This window comes from Streptomyces sp. NPDC034103 (genome assembly GCF_055575395.1).
Window position 1 is genome coordinate 83,854 of the sequence record NZ_JBVISS010000016.1, and the last position, 17,152, is coordinate 101,005.

The 17,152-nt window shown below is 70.2% G+C and carries 14 protein-coding genes; 5 read left to right on the plus strand and 9 right to left on the minus strand.

Annotated features, from left to right (window positions below; genetic code table 11):
- Positions 1-23: 23 nt before the first annotated feature.
- Genes ACZ56U_RS32070 through ACZ56U_RS32110 form a run of 9 tightly spaced genes read right to left on the minus strand, consistent with a single transcriptional unit; the run spans position 24 to position 8,055 of the window.
- Positions 24-659, minus strand: coding sequence for a LutC/YkgG family protein (locus ACZ56U_RS32070; RefSeq protein ID WP_469087427.1), 636 nt, complete (start codon positions 657-659; stop codon positions 24-26).
- Positions 656-2,152, minus strand: coding sequence for a LutB/LldF family L-lactate oxidation iron-sulfur protein (locus ACZ56U_RS32075; RefSeq protein ID WP_469087428.1), 1,497 nt, complete (start codon positions 2,150-2,152; stop codon positions 656-658). The genes ACZ56U_RS32070 and ACZ56U_RS32075 overlap by 4 nt, the downstream gene beginning before the upstream one ends.
- Positions 2,152-2,889 carry a (Fe-S)-binding protein gene (locus ACZ56U_RS32080; RefSeq protein WP_469087429.1) on the minus strand — a complete coding sequence of 246 codons (738 nt, stop codon included), beginning with the start codon at positions 2,887-2,889 and terminating at the stop codon, positions 2,152-2,154. The genes ACZ56U_RS32075 and ACZ56U_RS32080 overlap by 1 nt, the downstream gene beginning before the upstream one ends.
- A complete protein-coding gene (locus tag ACZ56U_RS32085) occupies positions 2,880-3,779 on the minus strand; it encodes an amidohydrolase family protein (protein WP_469087523.1) in 900 nt (299 codons plus the stop codon). The genes ACZ56U_RS32080 and ACZ56U_RS32085 overlap by 10 nt, the downstream gene beginning before the upstream one ends.
- A 5-nt stretch (positions 3,780-3,784) precedes the next feature.
- Positions 3,785-4,096: an L-rhamnose mutarotase gene (locus tag ACZ56U_RS32090; RefSeq protein ID WP_469087430.1), complete on the minus strand. Its 312-nt coding sequence runs from the start codon at positions 4,094-4,096 to the stop codon at positions 3,785-3,787.
- Positions 4,093-5,103 carry an aldo/keto reductase gene (locus ACZ56U_RS32095; protein ID WP_469087431.1) on the minus strand — a complete coding sequence of 337 codons (1,011 nt, stop codon included), beginning with the start codon at positions 5,101-5,103 and terminating at the stop codon, positions 4,093-4,095. The genes ACZ56U_RS32090 and ACZ56U_RS32095 overlap by 4 nt, the downstream gene beginning before the upstream one ends.
- Positions 5,100-5,858, minus strand: a complete 759-nt coding sequence (locus ACZ56U_RS32100) for an SDR family NAD(P)-dependent oxidoreductase (protein WP_469087432.1) — start codon at positions 5,856-5,858, stop codon at positions 5,100-5,102. Before ACZ56U_RS32100 ends, ACZ56U_RS32095 begins: the two co-directional genes overlap by 4 nt.
- A complete protein-coding gene (locus tag ACZ56U_RS32105) occupies positions 5,855-7,192 on the minus strand; it encodes an L-fuconate dehydratase (protein ID WP_469087433.1) in 1,338 nt (445 codons plus the stop codon). The genes ACZ56U_RS32100 and ACZ56U_RS32105 overlap by 4 nt, the downstream gene beginning before the upstream one ends.
- Before the next feature lie 11 nt (positions 7,193-7,203).
- Positions 7,204-8,055 (minus strand): fumarylacetoacetate hydrolase family protein, encoded by an 852-nt coding sequence (locus tag ACZ56U_RS32110; RefSeq protein WP_469087434.1) that lies wholly within the window; start codon positions 8,053-8,055, stop codon positions 7,204-7,206.
- Between the two features lie 861 nt (positions 8,056-8,916).
- On the opposite strand from ACZ56U_RS32110, the gene ACZ56U_RS32115 reads away from it, so the two are divergent.
- From ACZ56U_RS32115 to ACZ56U_RS32135, 5 genes are all read left to right on the plus strand, one after another.
- The gene (locus tag ACZ56U_RS32115) at positions 8,917-9,969 is read left to right on the plus strand and encodes a sugar ABC transporter substrate-binding protein (RefSeq protein WP_469087435.1); all 1,053 of its coding nucleotides are present in this window, start codon (positions 8,917-8,919) and stop codon (positions 9,967-9,969) included.
- Between the two features lie 131 nt (positions 9,970-10,100).
- A complete protein-coding gene (locus ACZ56U_RS32120) occupies positions 10,101-11,696 on the plus strand; it encodes a sugar ABC transporter ATP-binding protein (protein WP_469087436.1) in 1,596 nt (531 codons plus the stop codon).
- Positions 11,697-11,698: 2 nt separating this feature from the next.
- Positions 11,699-12,742, plus strand: coding sequence for an ABC transporter permease (locus ACZ56U_RS32125; protein WP_469087437.1), 1,044 nt, complete (start codon positions 11,699-11,701; stop codon positions 12,740-12,742).
- Positions 12,743-12,829: 87 nt separating this feature from the next.
- The gene (locus tag ACZ56U_RS32130) at positions 12,830-13,531 is read left to right on the plus strand and encodes a FadR/GntR family transcriptional regulator (RefSeq protein ID WP_469087438.1); all 702 of its coding nucleotides are present in this window, start codon (positions 12,830-12,832) and stop codon (positions 13,529-13,531) included.
- A gap of 190 nt (positions 13,532-13,721) precedes the next feature.
- Entirely contained in the window at positions 13,722-16,736 is a 3,015-nt protein-coding gene (locus tag ACZ56U_RS32135; protein WP_469087439.1) for a hypothetical protein, read from the plus strand.
- The last annotated feature ends 416 nt before the right edge of the window (positions 16,737-17,152 follow it).

Below are 17,152 nucleotides of genomic sequence, written 5' to 3' on the forward strand. Positions count from 1 at the left end.
GCGGCGGACATGACCTCAGGCCCTTACGTGGCCGCGACGACGATGATGTCCAGTGTCCGCGGGCCGTGCACACCCTCGACCCGGTCGAGCTCGATGTCGCTGGTCGCCGAGGGACCGGACACCAGTGTCAGGGGCCGGTACGGATCGAGTCGGCTCAGCGCCTCGGGTACGTCGGGGGCGATCTGGTCCTCGCGGACCAGGCAGATGTGCTGGTCCGGCAGGAGGGTCAGGGCCCGGCGGCCCTGGCCGGGGCCGTGGTCGAGGATGACGGTCCCGGTGACGGCGATGGCGGTCGCGCTGGTGGTGAGCACCGCGTCCGCCGCGTCGAGCTGTCCTGGCGTCAGCGGCGGAGTGTCCTCCAGCAGCGTCCAGGGTCCCTCGGGGATCAGATCGGCGGGCAGGCCCGGCGGTACGACCAGCGAACGTGCTCCGGTGCGTGCCAGCGCGTCTTTGACCGCGGCAGCGGCACGTGCCGCCGGAACGCGGACCACCGTGGCGCGGTATTCGGCGGTGCGTTCGCTGAAGAGTTCGACGATGTCCGGCCCCGTGGGGTCGTTGCGGTGACCGTGTGGGGGTAGTGGGCCGTCGGGGTTCTCAGCGCGGGGCACGTCGGTCAGGGCGTTCCTGACCGCCCGCAGCACGGTGTCGCGGCCGCTCATCGGCGTCCCTCTTCTTCCGTCGTCGTACGGGGTGTTTCGTTCACGGCTCTGGTGCGGCGCCACCACGCGCGCAGGGACTCCCGGGCTGGTGCCGGCGTGTCGCGGGTGCCGGTCCAGCGGGCCAGCGGGCCCGGCAGGGAACCGATGAGGCCGTCGCGGGCGACGAGGCGGGCGCCGAGTGCGGCCAGCCGGTGGGCTGCCGCGAGCCGCTTCGGGGAGGACATGACCCATCCGGCGGCCTTCATGGCCAGTGCCTCGGCGGTGGGCAGGAGCCGGCTGCGGCGTTTGGCCTCCACGACCTGGGCACGCAGATGGACCAGCACCTCCGGAATGTTGATCTTCACGGGGCAGGCGTCGTAGCAGGCGCCGCACAGGGTCGAGGCGAAGGGCAGTGAGGCCGCGTTCTCCACTCCGACGAGCTGCGGGGTCAGTACGGCTCCGATCGGTCCGGGGTACACCGAGCCGTAGGCGTGGCCGCCCGTGCGCTCGTACACCGGGCAGACGTTCAGGCAGGCCGAGCAGCGGATGCAGGACAGGGCCTGTCGGCCCACCTCGTCGGCCAGGGTGGCGGTGCGGCCGTTGTCGAGCAGCACCAGGTGGAAGTTCGTGGGGCCGTCGCCTTCGGTGACGCCCGTCCACAGCGAGGTGTACGGGTTCATCCGCTCGCCGGTCGAGGATCGTGGCAGCAGTTGGAGGAAGACGTCCAGGTCGGCGAAGGAGGGCAGGACCTTCTCGATGCCCATGACGGTGATGAGGGTGTCCGGCAGGGTCAGGCACATCCGCCCGTTGCCCTCCGACTCCACGACCATCACCGTGCCGGTGTCGGCGGCCGCGAAGTTGGCGCCGGAGACGGCGACCTTGCACCGCAGGAACTTCTCCCGCAGATGCAGCCGGGCGGCTTCGGCGAGGTCGCGTGGGTCGTCGCCGAGGCCCTCGGGGGCCGCTCTGCCCCACTCCCCCATCTCCCGCAGGAAGATCTCCCGGATCTCGGAGCGGCCCCGGTGGATGGCCGGCACGAGGATGTGGGACGGGCGGTCGCCGTCCAACTGCACGATGAGTTCCGCGAGATCGGTCTCGTAGGCACGGATGCCCGCGTCGGCGAGCGCCTCGTTGAGGCCGATCTCCTGGGTGGCCATCGACTTGACCTTGACGACCTCGCTCTCGCCCGTCGCCTTCACCAGATAGGTGACGATGCGGTTGGCCTCGGCGGCGTCCGCGGCCCAATGGACCGTGCCGCCGGCGGCGGTCACCGCCTTCTCCAGCCGCAGCAGATGGTGGTCGAGGTGGCGCAGGGTGTGGCGCTTGATGGCCGCCGCCCTCTCGCGCAGCTCCTCCCAGTCGTCGAGTTCGGCGGTGACCGCCAGCCGCTTGTCGCGGATGGTCGCGGTGGCCCGGCGCAGGTTCGCGCGCAGTCGGGTGTCGGCGAGCGCTTCACGCGCGGCCTCGGGAAAAGCCGGCGTGCCCAGCCATACGACGTTGTCGGCGCCGCTCATCAGGCATCCCCTTCCGTGGCGGCCAGGATCTCGGCCAGGTGCAGGGTCCCGATGCCGGTACGCAACCGGGACAGGCCGCCGCCGATGTGCGTGAGGCAGGAGTTGTCGCCCGCGCACAGGTACTCGGCTCCGGTGCTTTGGACATGGCGCATCTTGTCGGCCAGCATGGCGTTGGAGACCTCGTGGTTCTTCAGGGCGAAGGTGCCGCCGAATCCGCAGCAGGAGTCGGCGGCGGGCAGCTCGACGAGGTCGATGCCCCTGACGGCGCGCAGCAGGCGCAGTGGCCGGTCGCCGACCCGGAGCATGCGCAGCGAGTGGCAGGTCGGGTGGTAGGTGACGCGGTGCGGGAAGTAGGCGCCCACGTCGGTGACGCCGAGGACGTCGACGAGGAGTTCCGACAGTTCGTACACCGTCGGGACCACCTCTTCCACGGCCTCGGTGAGGGCGCTGTCCCCGTACTGGGCTGCCACCACCCGGTGGTGGTCGCGCACCATGCCCGCGCAGGAGCCGGACGGGGCGACGACGGCGTCGTAGCCTGCGAAGACCTCCGCGAAGCGGCGCACCATGGGCAGGGTTTCGGGGCGGTAGCCGGTGTTGAAGTGCATCTGGCCGCAGCAGGTCTGGCCCTGCGGGAACTCCACGGTGTGGCCGAGCCGTTCCAGCAGGACGGTCACCGCGCGGCCGGTGCTGGGGAACATGGTGTCGTTGAAGCAGGTGATGAAGAGAGCTATGCGCATGGTGCTTCCTGGGGTGGGCCTGGGGAGCCGGTGACGGTCAGGCCGTAGGTCCGCGCGGCGGTGCCGGTGAAGACCTGGTGGCGTTCCCCGGGGGTGAGCTGGGTCGTCAACTCGCGGGCGGCTGCGATGACTTGGCCGTAGTCGGCGGCGAGTCGGCAGACGGGCCAGTCGGAGCCGAACATCAGCCGGCCGGGGCCGAAGGCGTCCAGGACGGTGTCGGCGTACGGCTTGAGATCCTGTGTGGTCCAAGAGCCCCAGTCGGCTTCGGTGACCAGGCCGGAGAGTTTGCAGCGAGTGTTGGGGAGGGCGCCGAGCCGTCGGGTCTCCTCGGCCCAGGGTGCGAGGGCGCCGGACGCGATGGGCGGCTTGCCGAGGTGGTCGAGGACGAACGTGAGGTGCGGAAGGCGCGCGGCGGCCTCTGCCGCGGCCTTGATCTGGTGGGGCTTCACCACGAGGTCGTAGACGAGTCCCGCTTCGGCGACCGCGGTCAGACCACGCAGCACGTCGGGGCGCACCAGCCAGCGGGGGTCCGGTTCTGCCTGTACCTGGTGGCGGATGCCCACCAGGTACTCGCCTCCCGGGCCCGCGCGCAACGACGCGAGCTGGTCGGCGACATCGGGTGCGGTCAGGTCCGTCCAGCCGACAACGCCGGCGACCAGGTCGCTGCACGCGGCCAGCTGAAGAAACTCCGGGGTCTCCTCCGGCACGGTGATCGTCTGTACCAGCACCGTGGCGGTGACGCCGGCCGTGCGGGCCTCCGGCTCCAGGTCGGCGAGAAGGAAGTCGCGGCGCAGCGGCGCGAGTTCGGGGCCGCTGATCCAGTCCTGATCGCGGACGGACAGGTCCCACACGTGATGGTGCGCGTCGATGACGCCGGGTTCGGTCTCCACGCGGTTCACAACCGCCACACCACCGGGAGGGAGGCGTCCGTGCCCTGCGACGAGTAGTCGTGGACGACGTCCAGCAGCTCGGCCATCCGGGCCTGCCAGGCGATGTTGACCGGCAGCTTCTCCAGTTCGGCGATCATCGCCGCGTAGTCCTCGACCTCCAGGACGTGGAACAGGTCCGTTCCGCTGCGCCAGATCGTCCACTCGCTCGCCCCGGCGGCACGGATGGCGGCGGTCAGCTCCTCGGGCACCTCGCGGTGGGCAGCCTCGTACTCCTCGATGCGGTCGGCGCGGACCTTGGTGTGCAGGGCGATCCTCATGACGGCTCCTTCGACGGCGTGGCCGCGGGTACGGGGGTGTCCGGGGTCAACAGCCCCTCGGCGCGCAGCTCGTCCCACAGCGCGTCCGGGATCGGGCGGCGTAGCTGCTCGAGGGTGTCGCGTACCTCTTCGGGGGAACGGGCGCCGGTCAGGATGCCGGCGACCGCCCGGTGGCCGAAGGGGAAGTGCAGAGCGGCGGCGCGCAGCGGCACGCCGTGGCGTTCGGTCACCTCCAGCAGGCGCAGCGCGCGGTCGAGCACCGGCCGGTCCGCCGGGGCGTAGTCGTACGTGGCGCCGGGGCGCGGGGCGGTGAGCAGCCCGGAGTTGAAGACCCCGCCGATGACCACGCTCCGGCCGCGGGCGGCGGCCTCGGGCAGCAGTTCGGCGAGGCCGCCTTGGTCCAGGAGGGTGTAGCGGCCGGCCAGCAGCACCACGTCGATGTCGGTCTCGCGCAGGAAGCGGGCGGGCAGCGCCGACTGGTTCATGCCGACGCCGATCGCCCCGACCACGCCTTCGGCCCGCAGCCGCTCCAGCGCCGGGTACGCCTCGGTGAGGGCCTGCTCGGCGTGGTCGTCCGGGTCGTGCAGGAGGGCGATGTCGACCCGGTCCAGGCCGAGGCGGTCCAGGCTCGCCTCCAGCGAGCGCAGCACGCCGTCGGCGCTGAAGTCCCAGATACGGCGGTGGGTCGCGGAGACGGCGAAGCCGTTCGCGAGGTCGTCGCCGAGGCCGTCGTCGTGGTTCGGTACGAGCAGCCGGCCCACCTTGGTGGAGACGGTGAACGTGCCCCGGGGGCGGCCGCGCAGCGCGGCGCCGAGCCGCCGTTCCGACAGGCCGAGCCCGTAGTGGGGCGCGGTGTCGAAGGTGCGGATTCCGGCGTCCCAGGCCGCCTCCACGGTGGCGAGGGCGGCCTCCTCGGTGACTGGCTGGTAGAGGTTGCCGATGCCCGCGCAGCCGAGCGCGAGTTGCGTGACCTGCACCGCGCTGCCGCCCAGCATGGTGGTCCTCACGACTGGGCCGCCGGACGCAGCCGCAGTCCCTGCACGCCGCCGTCCACGGCGAGTACGGTGCCGGTGACGCTGGCCGCGGCGGGACTCGCGAGGTAGACGATGGCGGCTGCCACCTCGTCGGCGGTGACCAGGCGTCCGATGGGCTGGCGGGCGCCCAGGGCGGCGCGCTCGGCCTCGGGGTCGTCCGCCGCGTCGAGGAGCCGGGCCACCCAGGGGGTGTCGGCGGTGCCGGGGTTGACGCAGTTGACGCGGATGCCCTCGCGGACGTGGTCGGCGGCCATGGCCAGGGTCAGGGACAGCACGGCGCCCTTGCTGGCGGAGTACAGGGCGCGCTGCGGGAGGCCGGCGGTGGTGGCGATCGAGCCGGTGTTGACGATCGCCGCGTGGGCCGAGCGCCGCAGATGAGGCAAGGCGGCCCGGGTGGTGCGCACCATGCCGAGGACGTTGACGTCCAGGACGCGGTGCCACTGCTCGTCGGGGTTGTCCTCGATGGTGCCGATGGCGCCGATGCCCGCGTTGTTGACGAGGATGTCCAGGCCGCCGAGCCGCTCGGCGGCGCCTTCCACGGCGGCGCGCACCGAGGTGTCGTCGCTGACGTCGGCCTTGAAGGCGTGCAGCGGCTCGGGCACCCCGGCGGGTTCGAGGTCGAGCACGGCCACCGCCGCGCCCTGCGCGGCCAGCGCGCGGGCTGTGGCCAGTCCGATACCGGAGGCGCCGCCGGTGACGAGGGCCTTGAGCCCTGACAGGTCGGTCATGAGGCACTCTCCTGCTGGGCGCGGTCGGCGGTCCAGAACGTTCCGTCCGGGAAGTCGTAGGCGGCGATGGACTCCTCGTGCATGGTGGCGGAGAAGCCCGGCGCGAGGGGGGCGGTGTAGTGCCCGTCGCGCATCACCACGGGCGCGGTGAAGTGCTGGTGGAGGTGGTCGACGTACTCGATGACCCGGTTCTCGGTGGTACCGGACAGGGCCAGGTAGTCGAACATCGACAGGTGCTGCACCAGCTCGCACAGCCCCACTCCGCCGGCGTGCGGGCAGACGGGCACCCCGAACTTCGCGGCGAGCAGCAGGATCGCGAGGTTCTCGTTGACGCCGCCGACCCGGGCCGCGTCGATCTGCAGCACGTCGATGGCGCCGGCCTGCAGAAGCTGCTTGAAGACGACGCGGTTCTGCACGTGCTCACCGGTCGCGACCTTCACGGGGCCGACCGCCTTGCGTACGGAGGCGTGGCCGAGGATGTCGTCGGGGCTGGTGGGCTCCTCGATCCAGTACGGGTCGAACTCGGCGAGCGCGTTGGTCCACTCGATCGCCTCGCCGACGTTCCACCGCTGGTTGGCGTCGACGGCGATGCGGATGCCGTCGCCGACCGCGGCACGAGCCACGCGCAGCCGCCGGATGTCGTCCTGAAGGTCGGCGCCGACCTTGAGCTTGATCTGGGTGAAGCCGTCCGCGACGGCCTCCTTGGCCAGCCGGGTGAGCTTGTCGTCGGAGTAACCGAGCCAGCCGGGCGAGGTGGTGTAGCCGGGGTAGCCGCGGTTCAGCAGCACGGTCTCGCGCTCGGCGAGACCCTCGCGGCCCTTGCGCAGGAGGGTGAGGGCGTCCTCGGGGGTGAGGGCGTCGGCGATGTAGCGGAAGTCGACCTGGGACACGAGCCACTCGGGTTCGGCGTGGGCGAGCAGGCGCCACAGTGGCTGACCGGCCCGCTTGGCGGCCAGGTCCCACACGGCGTTGACGACGGCGCCGATCGCCATGTGCATCACGCCCTTCTCGGGGCCGAGCCAGCGCAGCTGGCTGTCGCCGATCAGGTCGCGGCTGAGGGAGCCCGGATCGGCGCACAGCTCTTGCACGGAGCGGCCCACGACGTGGTGCCGCAGGGCGCCGATCGCGGCGACCTGCACGTCGTTGCCGCGTCCGATGGTGAAGGTGAAACCGTGGCCCGCGAGGCCGTCACCGGCGTCGGTACGCAGCACGACGTAGGCCGCGGAGTAGTCGGGGTCCGGGTTCATCGCGTCGGAACCGTCCAGTTCCCGCGAGGTGGGGAAGCGGACGTCGTAGGTGTCGACCGCGGTGATCCGGGCTGAGATGGCAGTCAAGGGGGTGCCTTTCACGCTTGGCCGAAGGTCTGGCGCTGGCTGCCGAGCCTGTCGACGGAGAGTTCGACGGTGTCGCCGGGGCGGAGGTAGGGCGTGCCCGGCAAGCCGAGGGCCACACCCGCGGGGGTACCTGTGTTGATCACGTCGCCGGGCTCAAGGACCATGTACTGGCTCAGGTACGACACGATGTGGTCGACCGGGAAGATCATGTCGCTGGTGTGGCCGTTCTGCCGCTTCACGCCGTTGACGCTCAGGTGCAGTCCGAGGTCCTGCGGGTCGCCGACCTCGTCGGCGGTGACCAGCCACGGGCCGAGCGGGTTGAAGGTCTCGCAGGACTTGCCGAGGTCCCACTGCGGGGAGTACTCCAGCTGGAACTCCCGCTCCGAGACGTCATGACTGATCGCGTACCCGGCGATCACGTCCCGGGCCGCTTCGGGGCCGTCCAGGTAGCGTGCCCGGCGGCCGATGACGACCGCCAGCTCGACCTCCCAGTCGGTCTTCACCGAGCCACGGGGGACGAGTACCTCGTCGTACGGCCCGACGACGGTGCCCGGGTCCTTCATGAACACCACCGGCCGCTCGGGGATCGCCGCGCCCGTCTCGGCGGCGTGGTCGCGGTAGTTCAGACCGACGCAGACGATCTTGCCGGGGCGTGCGACGGGCGGGCCGATCCGCAGACCGTCCGCGTCCAGCTCGGGCAGGTCTCCCGCCGCGACGGCGGCACGGGCACGGCCGATACCGTCCGAGGCGAGGAACGCGGCATCGACGTCGCGGGTCACGCGGGACAGGTCCAGCAGCCGGCCGTCGTCGGTGCGGACAGCGGGCCGCTCTTCGCCGGGGGCACCGACTCGTAGCAGTTTCACTGGCAGTTCCCTTGCCGTAGGTGGTTCTCGAAAGGAAGGTGGCGGTCGGTCGTACGGGCCGTGCCGCCGGCCGCGCCCTGACCGGACCAGGAGGGAGCTACCAGCTCCCTGCCCCCTCCCAGTCATCGGATGTATGGCCGGCAGCGCGACTTTAGACGCAGCCAAGCCGACTGACAACAAATACCTCGGATGTCTTTCTCTGTCGTTGCCAGTTCGCCCGAATTTACTGGGACTTGGCTCCGGCATCACGGACGGCCAGGGCGGCGAGCGAAGGTTTCCTCGGATGACTGAGACATCGGCTGTGTGCGGCAAGATCCGCTGGTGGGAGCCGCGAGACGGCATGCAGAGCATCCCCGGTGCGGGTGGCAGGTCCCCCGGGCACGCCCCTCAGCCGCCGCCGCGACTGAAGCGGCCGCGGACGTCGTTGCCGAACCGTGAGGCGGTGCCGGTCCCGGCAGCCCGACCGGAGGACTGGGAAGAACTGCAGGTCACGAGGGGATGGTGGCGGGTTGCCGACTCCTTCCGGCGGGGCTGCGGAGCCTTGCGCCGTCATACTGCGCAATTCAGTGGCGGCGAAGGCTTGTCAACTTCGGCAACGTCGTCGTAACGTCCTCGGCGTCCGAGAGACATCGGAGGAATGGATCGCATTCTTCTACGAATGCGAACTTCGCGCTTGACCTCTGTCCTTCGGCACCGGCTGTCCCACATGATCCGTCCCCATCGGGCGCGGTCCGCACTGTCTCGTGCCGGGCCACCTTCTGCCCGGCCCGCGTACTCGCCCGTCATCCTCGGCCGGCGCATACGCCTCCCTCTCCGCGCTGCCCCGCAGTCCTCCGCCCCGTCAAAGGAGACACCACAGCCATGAAGCTCACTCGCACCCGCTCCACCGCCGCAGCCGCCACCGCCGTGCTCGCGGTCCTCACCCTCGCCACCGCGTGCAACCGCAGCGGCTCGGAAGCCGCCGGCTCGGGCGGTGACAAGCCGGCCATCGGCATCGACCTGCCGCGTTCCGACTCCGACTTCTGGAACTCCTACGCGCAGTACCTGAAGACGGGCATCAAGACGGACGGCATCAACGCCCTGCCGATCAGCAACTCGCAGAACGACGTCACCAAGCTCGTCGCCAACGTCCAGGTCTTCCAGAACACCGGAGCCAAGGCCGTCGTCATGGCCCCGCAGGACACCGGCGCCATCGCCTCCACCCTCGAATCCCTCTCGGCGAAGAAGATCCCGGTCATCAGTGTGGACACCCGACCCGAAAAGGGCGACGTCTACATGGTGGTCCGCGCCGACAACCGGGCGTACGGCACCAAGGCCTGCGAGTTCCTCGGCAAGCAGCTCGGCGGCAAGGGCAAGGTGGCCGAGTTCCAGGGCGCCCTGGACTCCATCAACGGACGCGACCGCTCGGAGGCGTTCGCCGAGTGCATGAAGACCAAGTTCCCCAAGATCAAGGTCTTCGAGCTCCCCACGGACTGGAAGGGTGACGTCGCCTCCGCCAAGCTGCAGTCGCTGCTGGCCCAGCACCCGGACCTGAACGGCATCTACATGCAGGCCGGCGGTGTCTTCCTGCAGCCCACGCTGGCGCTGCTGGAGCAGAAGGGCCTGCTCAAGCCCGCCGGGCAGAAGGGCCACATCAGCATCGTCTCCAACGACGGCATCCCGCAGGAGTTCGACGCCATCCGCAAGGGCCAGATCGACGCCACCATCTCCCAGCCCGCCGACCTCTACGCCAAGTACGCGCTGTACTACGCCAAGGCCGCCGCCGAGGGCAAGACCTTCAAGCCGGGTGCGACCGACCACGACTCCACCATCATCAAGCTGCCCAACGGTCTGGAGGACCAGCTCCCCGCCCCGCTGGTGACCAAGGACAACGTGGACGACAAGTCCCTGTGGGGCAACTCCGTCGGGCAGTGACCCGGCGGGCACCGACGCCGCAGCCGGGGACCTCGCCCCTCCTCCCCCGGCTGCGCCTCCCGCCCCGGATCCGGGTCCACTGCCCGCTCCGCGCTCCCCCACCATCCGTACCCCGAAGGACGGTACCCACCATGGCGGACACCGCCACCATCCCGGCGGCCGGCTCCGGAACCCGGGCCCCGGTCGCCGAGGCGACCGGCATCAGCAAACGGTTCGGCGCCACCGTCGCGCTGCGCGACGCCCGCATCAGCATCGCCGAGGGCGAGTCGCACGCCCTGGTGGGACGCAACGGCGCCGGCAAGTCGACGCTCGTGTCGATCCTCACCGGCCTCCAGCAGCCCGACACGGGCTCACTGCGCTTCTCCGGCGCGCCGGCGCCCGCCTTCGGCGACATCGACGCCTGGCGCTCGAAGGTCGCCTGTGTCTACCAGCGGTCCACCATCATCGGTGAGCTGACCGTCGCCGAGAACCTCTTCCTGAACCGGCAGAGCCCCGGCGCGGTGCGCCCCATCCGCTGGAAGCACCTCAGGCAGCGTGCGGAGGAGCTTCTCGGCGAGTACGGCGTGGCCGTCGACCCCGCCGCCCGGGCCAGGGACCTGACCGTCGAACAGCGGCAGTTCATCGAGATCGCCCGCGCGCTGTCCTTCGGCGCCCGTTTCATCATCCTGGACGAGCCCACCGCCAAGCTCGACGCCCGCGGCATCGGCCGTCTCTTCGACAAACTCCGGGACCTGCAGGAACAGGGCGTCGCCTTCCTCTTCATCTCCCACCACCTGCAAGAGGTGTACGACCTGTGCACCACGGTCACGGTCTACCGCGACGCGGCCCACATCCTGACCGCGCCCGTGGCCGAACTCGGTCACCGCTTGCTCGTGGAGGCCATGACCGGAGAGGCCGCCTCCGCGGCCACCAGCCTCGCGAGCGCGTCCCCGACCGCACCGGCCGACGGGGCGGAGCTGCTGCGCATCGACGCCCTGACCCTGTCCGGCACCTGCGAGGACCTCTCCCTCTCGGTGCGCTCCGGCGAGGTGGTCGGGCTCGCAGGAGCGGCGGCCAGCGGCAACGTGCAGGTGGGTGAGGCCGTCGCCGGTCTGCACCGCGCCACGAGCGGTCGCATCTCGGTCGGCGGCAGGAACGTGCGCACCGGCAGCGTGCCCTCCGCCCTGGCCGCCGGAGTGGGCTTCGTCCCCGAGGACCGGCATCTGCAGGGCCTGGTCAACAACCGCAGCGTGGCGGAGAACGCGACCCTCACCGTCACCGACCAGCTCGGCCCGTTCGGCGTCGTGCTGCCCGCCCGCACCCGGGCCTTCGCCCAGCACATGATCCGTGACCTCGACATCAAGACCCCGCAGGCCGCCACCCCGGTCTCCGCGCTCTCCGGCGGCAACCAGCAGAAGGTCGTGGTCGCCCGCGCCCTGGCCACCGACCCGCATGTGCTGGTGGCCATCCGCCCCACCAACGGCGTCGACGTCAAGTCCAAGGAGTTCCTTCTCGGCCGGATCCGGCGGACCGCCGACGAGGGCAAGGCCGCGCTGATCGTCTCCGACGAACTGGACGACCTCAAAGCCTGCGACCGGGTCGTGGTCATGTTCCACGGACGGGTGGTCGCCGAGTTCGACCGCGGCTGGAAGGACGAGCACGTCGTCGCCGCCATCGAGGGCGTCGCCGACACCACCACCCCGCCCGCCGCGTCCACGGCGGCCGGTACTCACCAGCACGGAAGGTAGACATGTCCACCACCACAGACGTCACGGAGCCCGCACCGAGCACGACGGCGCCGGCCGCGGCGGACACCACCGGGCGCCGGCTGGACCTCGGCCGATTCCGTGAACTGTCCCTGATCCCGGCCATCCTCGTGCTGGGCCTGATCGGTTTCATCGTCTCGCCGGCCTTCCTCACCGCCGACAACCTCATCGGGGTGGCGCAGCAGTCCACCGAACTGAGCCTGCTCGTCCTCGCCACCGCCCTCATCCTCATCTGCGGGCGGATGGACCTGTCCCTGGAGTCCACCATCGGCGTGGCCCCGGTCATCGCCGTATGGCTCGTCCTGCCCACCAGCGGCGGGCGGTTCAACGGGCTCGGGCTCTTCCCCGAGTGGATGGCCATCCCGCTGTGCCTTCTGGTCGGCGTAGCGATCGGCGCCCTGAACGGCTTCCTCATCCTCAAGCTGCGGCTCAACGGCTTCATCGTCACCCTCGGCGGTCTGACCATGCTGCGCGGCCTGCAGGTCGCCCTCTCCGAGGGCCAGTCCATCGTGGACCTGCCGTCCTCGTTCACCTACCTGGGCAAGGCGTCCTGGTTCGGCGTCCCGGCAGCCATCTGGATCTGCGCCATGCTGTTCGCGGCGGGCGGCAGCGCACTGGCCTGGCTGCGCCACGGGCGGGCCCTGTACGCCATCGGCGGCAACGCGGAGGCCGCCCGCACCGCCGGCATCCGCGTCGACCGCATCGTGTGGGCCGTCCTCATCCTCGGCAGCCTGCTGGCCGCGTTCGCCGGCATCCTCTACAGCGGCCACTACGGCTCCATCTCGGCGACGCAGGGCAGCGGCTGGATCTTCCAGGTGTTCGCCGCGACCGTCATCGGCGGCGTGAGCCTCAACGGCGGCAAGGGCTCCGTGTTCGGCGCCCTCACCGGTGTCCTCACCCTCCAGCTCGTCGTCAACGTCATGACGCTCGCGGGCGTACCGGCGCTGTGGAACCAGTTCCTGAACGGCGCCATCATCATCGTCGCCCTGATCATCTCGCGCTTCGCCTCCGGCGAGAAGCAGGACTAGTCACGGCTCGCGCGCCGCTCCGCCCCCGCCCCGGTACCGCACGGCGGAGCGGACCCCGCACCTCCCCCGGCACAGGAAGGCACGCTCGTGGCACTCACCGACGAGGCGATGGACAAGATCAAGGCGATGATCATCGCCGGAGAACTGGCGCCCGGGTCCCGCCTGCCCAAGGAGGAACTCCTCGCCGCCCAGCTGGGCCTGTCCCGCAACTCGCTGCGCGAGGCCGTCCGCGCGCTCACCGCGATGCGCATCCTCATGGCGCGGCAGGGCGACGGCACCTACGTCTCCAGCCTGGAGCCCCACCTCCTCCTGGAGACGCTCTCCTTCGCCTCCGACGTCTCCCAGGGACGGACCGCCCTGCAACTGATCCAGGTACGCAGGCTCCTGGAGCCGCAGGCGACCGGGCTGGCCGCCGCACTGCTGACACCCAAGGACCTGCGGGAACTCGGCGACATCCTGGAACAGTCCAAGTCGGCCGCCACCGTCGAGGAGTTCGTCGCCCACGACATCGCCTTCCACGCAAGGATCATCGAAGCCGTCGGCAACCCGGTGCTGTCCATGCTGCTGCGCGTGCTGTCCACCAGCACCCAGCGGGTCCGCATCGTCCGCGGCAGCCAGGCCCGGCGCGCCGTGGACAACGCGCACCGCGACCACCAGCAGATCCTCGACGCGCTCCGGGCACGCGACGCCCTGCTGGCCGCCTCGGCCGCGACGGTGCACATCACCGCCGTCGAGCAGTGGCTGGCGACCAGCCTGACCGATGCCCCTGAGGAACCTCTCACCGGCTGACCGCCCGGCCCACTCCGCTCCCGCCGCCGCCAGAACCCCCTCCCACGCCGCTCTGGCGGCGGCGGGTCACCAACTCCCCAAGCCGCAGCCGGTACATGCTCGGCGTGATCCACGCCGACGGGCGCCGCCCTTGTGGACCGGGGGGTCGCATCCCCGATTTCCTCACCGCTCACCCCCTGAAGGAGCATCAATGCAGCTGTTCCGCTCCAGAGCCGCCGGCCTGTCCGGTGCGCTCGGCACACTGGCGGGGCTCATATGCGCCGCGCTCTCCTCGGCCGGCCCGGCGTACGCCGCCACCCCGACCGTGTTGTACGCCTCTCCCTCCGGCTCCGGCAGTACCTGCTCGCTGAGCGCGCCGTGCAGTCTGGACGGCGCCAAGAGCAAGGTGGCGGGTCTCGCCCCCGGCATGGCAGCCGACATCGACGTCTATCTGCGCGGCGGCACCTACCGCCTGTCCCAGGCGTTCGCCCTCGGTCCGTCCGACTCCGGCCGCAACGGCTTCAAGGTCGTCTACGCCGGCTACCCGGGCGAGAAGCCCGTCCTCAGCGGGGCGACCAAGATCAGCGGTTTTTCCCAGTTCGACAGCGGAAAGAACATCTACCGCGCCTCGGTGCCGGCCGGCACGCAGAGCCGGCAGCTGTTCGTCGACGGAGTACGGGCCCAGCGCGCACGCGGTCCGCTCAACCCCTCGGGTTTCACCCTCTCCGGGTCCAGCTTCACCACCAGCGACTCCTCCTACACGTCGTTCACCAACGCCTCCTCGGTGGAGGTCGTGGACAACAACGCCTGGAAGCAGATGCGCTGCCCGCTGGCGAGCATCACCACGCCCAGTGGCGGCGGGTCCAGCCTCAACGTCGACCCAGCCTGCTTCGCGAACAACAACACCTCGGTGCCCAACCGGGGCTTCCCCTTCAACGGCGCCGGACTGCCGAAGCTGGACGGGATCAGCTACGTGGAGAACGCCTACCAGCTGCTCGACTCCCCAGGCGAGTTCTACCTCGACAGCTCAGCGGGGTTCGTGTACTACAAGCCGCGCAGCGGTGAGGACCTCAGCACCGCCGACGTGGAACTGCCCACCACCGAGACACTGCTGAACGTCAAGGGCACGCCCGGCCACCTCACCCCGGTCAACGACACGGACCCGGCCATCACCTACACCGGCTCCTGGAGCTCCTCCAGCGGCCGTGGCCTGGGCGACCTCTACAACGACGTGCACACCACCACGACCAACGGCGACTCGGTGAGCTACACCTTCACCGGTACCGGGATCGACGTGCTGTCGGAGACCAACAGCGACGAGGGCGGCATCGACGTCTACATCGACGGCACCAAGGTCCAGAGCGTGTCCGCCGCCGGCTCCTCGCGCCTCGCCCAGCAGGTCGTCGCCTCCGTCAGCGGCCTCGCCAAGGGCCAGCACACCATCAAGCTGGTCAAGACCGGCGGGACGTCCATGCTCCTGGACGGCTTCACCGTGGTGCCGGACGCGATCACGCCCGTCCACGACATCGCCTTCCAGAACCTGACCTTCGCCTACACCACCTGGACGCTGCCCTCCACGGCCGGCTACATCGACAACCAGGCCGGCGTGCTGTGGGACCCCAGCAACAACAACGCCCCCATCCGCATCCCCGCCGCCGTCCAGGTCCACCGCGGATCCGACATCACCTTCACCGGCGATGAGATCGCGCACACCGGCGGCACCGGCATCGACCTCGCCGACGGCACCAAGAACTCCACCATCACCGGGAACTTCATCCACGACACCTCCGGCGGCGGCGTCTCCGTGGGCGAGGTGGACGACTACTACCTCACCGACACCAACCGCATGACCACCGGCGACACCGTCTCCCAGAACTGGATCTCCGACGTCGGGCAGGACTACTCCGACGCCGTCGGCATCTGGGCCGGCTACACCCGGAACCTCACCGTCTCGCACAACGACATCGGCCACACCCCCTACTCCGGCATGTCGCTCGGCTGGGGCTGGGGCTACGCCTCACCGTGCTCCATGCAGTCCGCCCAGGGCCTGCGCACCTGCGCACACGGCACCAACTACGCCGGCGACAACCAGATCCTGAACAACCACGTGCACGACGTGATGAGCATCCTCCACGACGGCGGCGCCATCTACACCCTCGGCGGTCAGGGCAACGGAGACGGCTCCACCACGTCCGTGCTCGCCGGCAACCTCGTCGAGGTAGGCAACAACACCAACAACAGGCTGTACCAGGACGAGGGCAGCTCGTACTGGAACACCCACGACAACGTCACCCGCATCGGCGGCGGCAACTGGATCGGCATGTGGACGCCGACCATCCACGACATCAACATCCACGACAACTACTCCGACATCTCCGCCACCCTCAACCACGGCACCAACATCACCTTGAACCAGGCCACGATCGTCTCCGGCGGCGCATGGCCCTCCGCCGCCCAGGACATCATCGCCGCCGCCGGCCCCGACGCCGCCCACCAGCCGCTGACCGGCTGGATCGACGACGACGACACCGCCATCTCCTACACCGGCAACTGGACGGCGAACGGCCACCGCGGCGCGGGCGACTACGAGGACGCCGTGCACGCCACGAGGAACAACGGCGACACCGCCTCGCTGACGTTCACCGGCACCGGCATCTCGGTCATCGGCGAGAAGAACACCGACCAGGGACAGGTCGAGATCTTCATCGACGGAACCTCCAAGGGCCTGGTCAACACCAGCGCCACCACCCGCCAGGCCCAGGCGGTGATCTACAGCACCAGCGGACTGAGCGCGGGCAGCCACACCATCCAGTTCGTCAAGCGCAGCGGCACCTGGGCCACCCTGGACGGCTTCGAGGTCACCGGTGTCCACAACGACACCAACTCCTCCATCACCTACACCGGCGCCTCCTGGCGCTCCTACGACAACCGGGGTTTCGGCGACTACAAGGACGACGTCCACGCCACCACGGCCAACGGCGACTCGGCCACCGTCACCTTCACCGGCACCGGAATCAGCCTCGTCACTGAGACCAACTCCGACGAGGGCACCATCGCGGTCTCCCTCGACGGCGCCTCCAAGGGAACCGTCAACGCGGTCTCCGCGAGCCGCCAGGCCCAGCAGACCGTCTACTCCGTCAGCGGCCTGCCGCTGGGACGGCACACCCTCACCCTCACCAAGACAGGAGGCAGCTGGCTGGTGATCGACCGGTTCGACGTGCGCTGACCGCACGGCGGCCACCGGCCGCACCACACCGCCCGTGCCGGACCCACCGGCACGGGCGGTCCGCCCCGCGGCGGCATCCTGGGACGCGCACGCAGGCCGTCGGCTCCCACCCACCGCCCGCCCCAGGCCACCGCACCAGCGAAGACCTGACCATCTCGACCAAGGACTGGTGGACGTCTCCCTGGACAACGTCCTGCGGGCCACAGCACGCCATCCCTCCCCAGGAACCGCCCCCCTAAGCCCCACCAGCTGGACAACTCCCCCGTCATAGATCCGATGTATAGAGCTCCCACTCATCGAGCGGGCGACCTTTCAGGGGCTAGCCCCTCGCCGAGAAGCCTTCTTAACCTTGTTATTTGGATTGATATCGCCAGAGCTGTAGACGCGGCCATCATGGTTCCTCTATAAATCCATCG

Coding starts and splice junctions, on each gene's coding strand:
- ACZ56U_RS32070 (WP_469087427.1), bottom strand. CDS start 659: ATGAGCGGCCGCGACACCGTGCTGCGGGCGGTCAGGAACGCCCTGACC.
- ACZ56U_RS32075 (WP_469087428.1), bottom strand. CDS start 2,152: ATGAGCGGCGCCGACAACGTCGTATGGCTGGGCACGCCGGCTTTTCCC.
- ACZ56U_RS32080 (WP_469087429.1), bottom strand. CDS start 2,889: ATGCGCATAGCTCTCTTCATCACCTGCTTCAACGACACCATGTTCCCC.
- ACZ56U_RS32090 (WP_469087430.1), bottom strand. CDS start 4,096: ATGAGGATCGCCCTGCACACCAAGGTCCGCGCCGACCGCATCGAGGAG.
- ACZ56U_RS32100 (WP_469087432.1), bottom strand. CDS start 5,858: ATGACCGACCTGTCAGGGCTCAAGGCCCTCGTCACCGGCGGCGCCTCC.
- ACZ56U_RS32115 (WP_469087435.1), top strand. CDS start 8,917: ATGAAGCTCACTCGCACCCGCTCCACCGCCGCAGCCGCCACCGCCGTG.
- ACZ56U_RS32120 (WP_469087436.1), top strand. CDS start 10,101: ATGGCGGACACCGCCACCATCCCGGCGGCCGGCTCCGGAACCCGGGCC.
- ACZ56U_RS32125 (WP_469087437.1), top strand. CDS start 11,699: ATGTCCACCACCACAGACGTCACGGAGCCCGCACCGAGCACGACGGCG.
- ACZ56U_RS32135 (WP_469087439.1), top strand. CDS start 13,722: ATGCAGCTGTTCCGCTCCAGAGCCGCCGGCCTGTCCGGTGCGCTCGGC.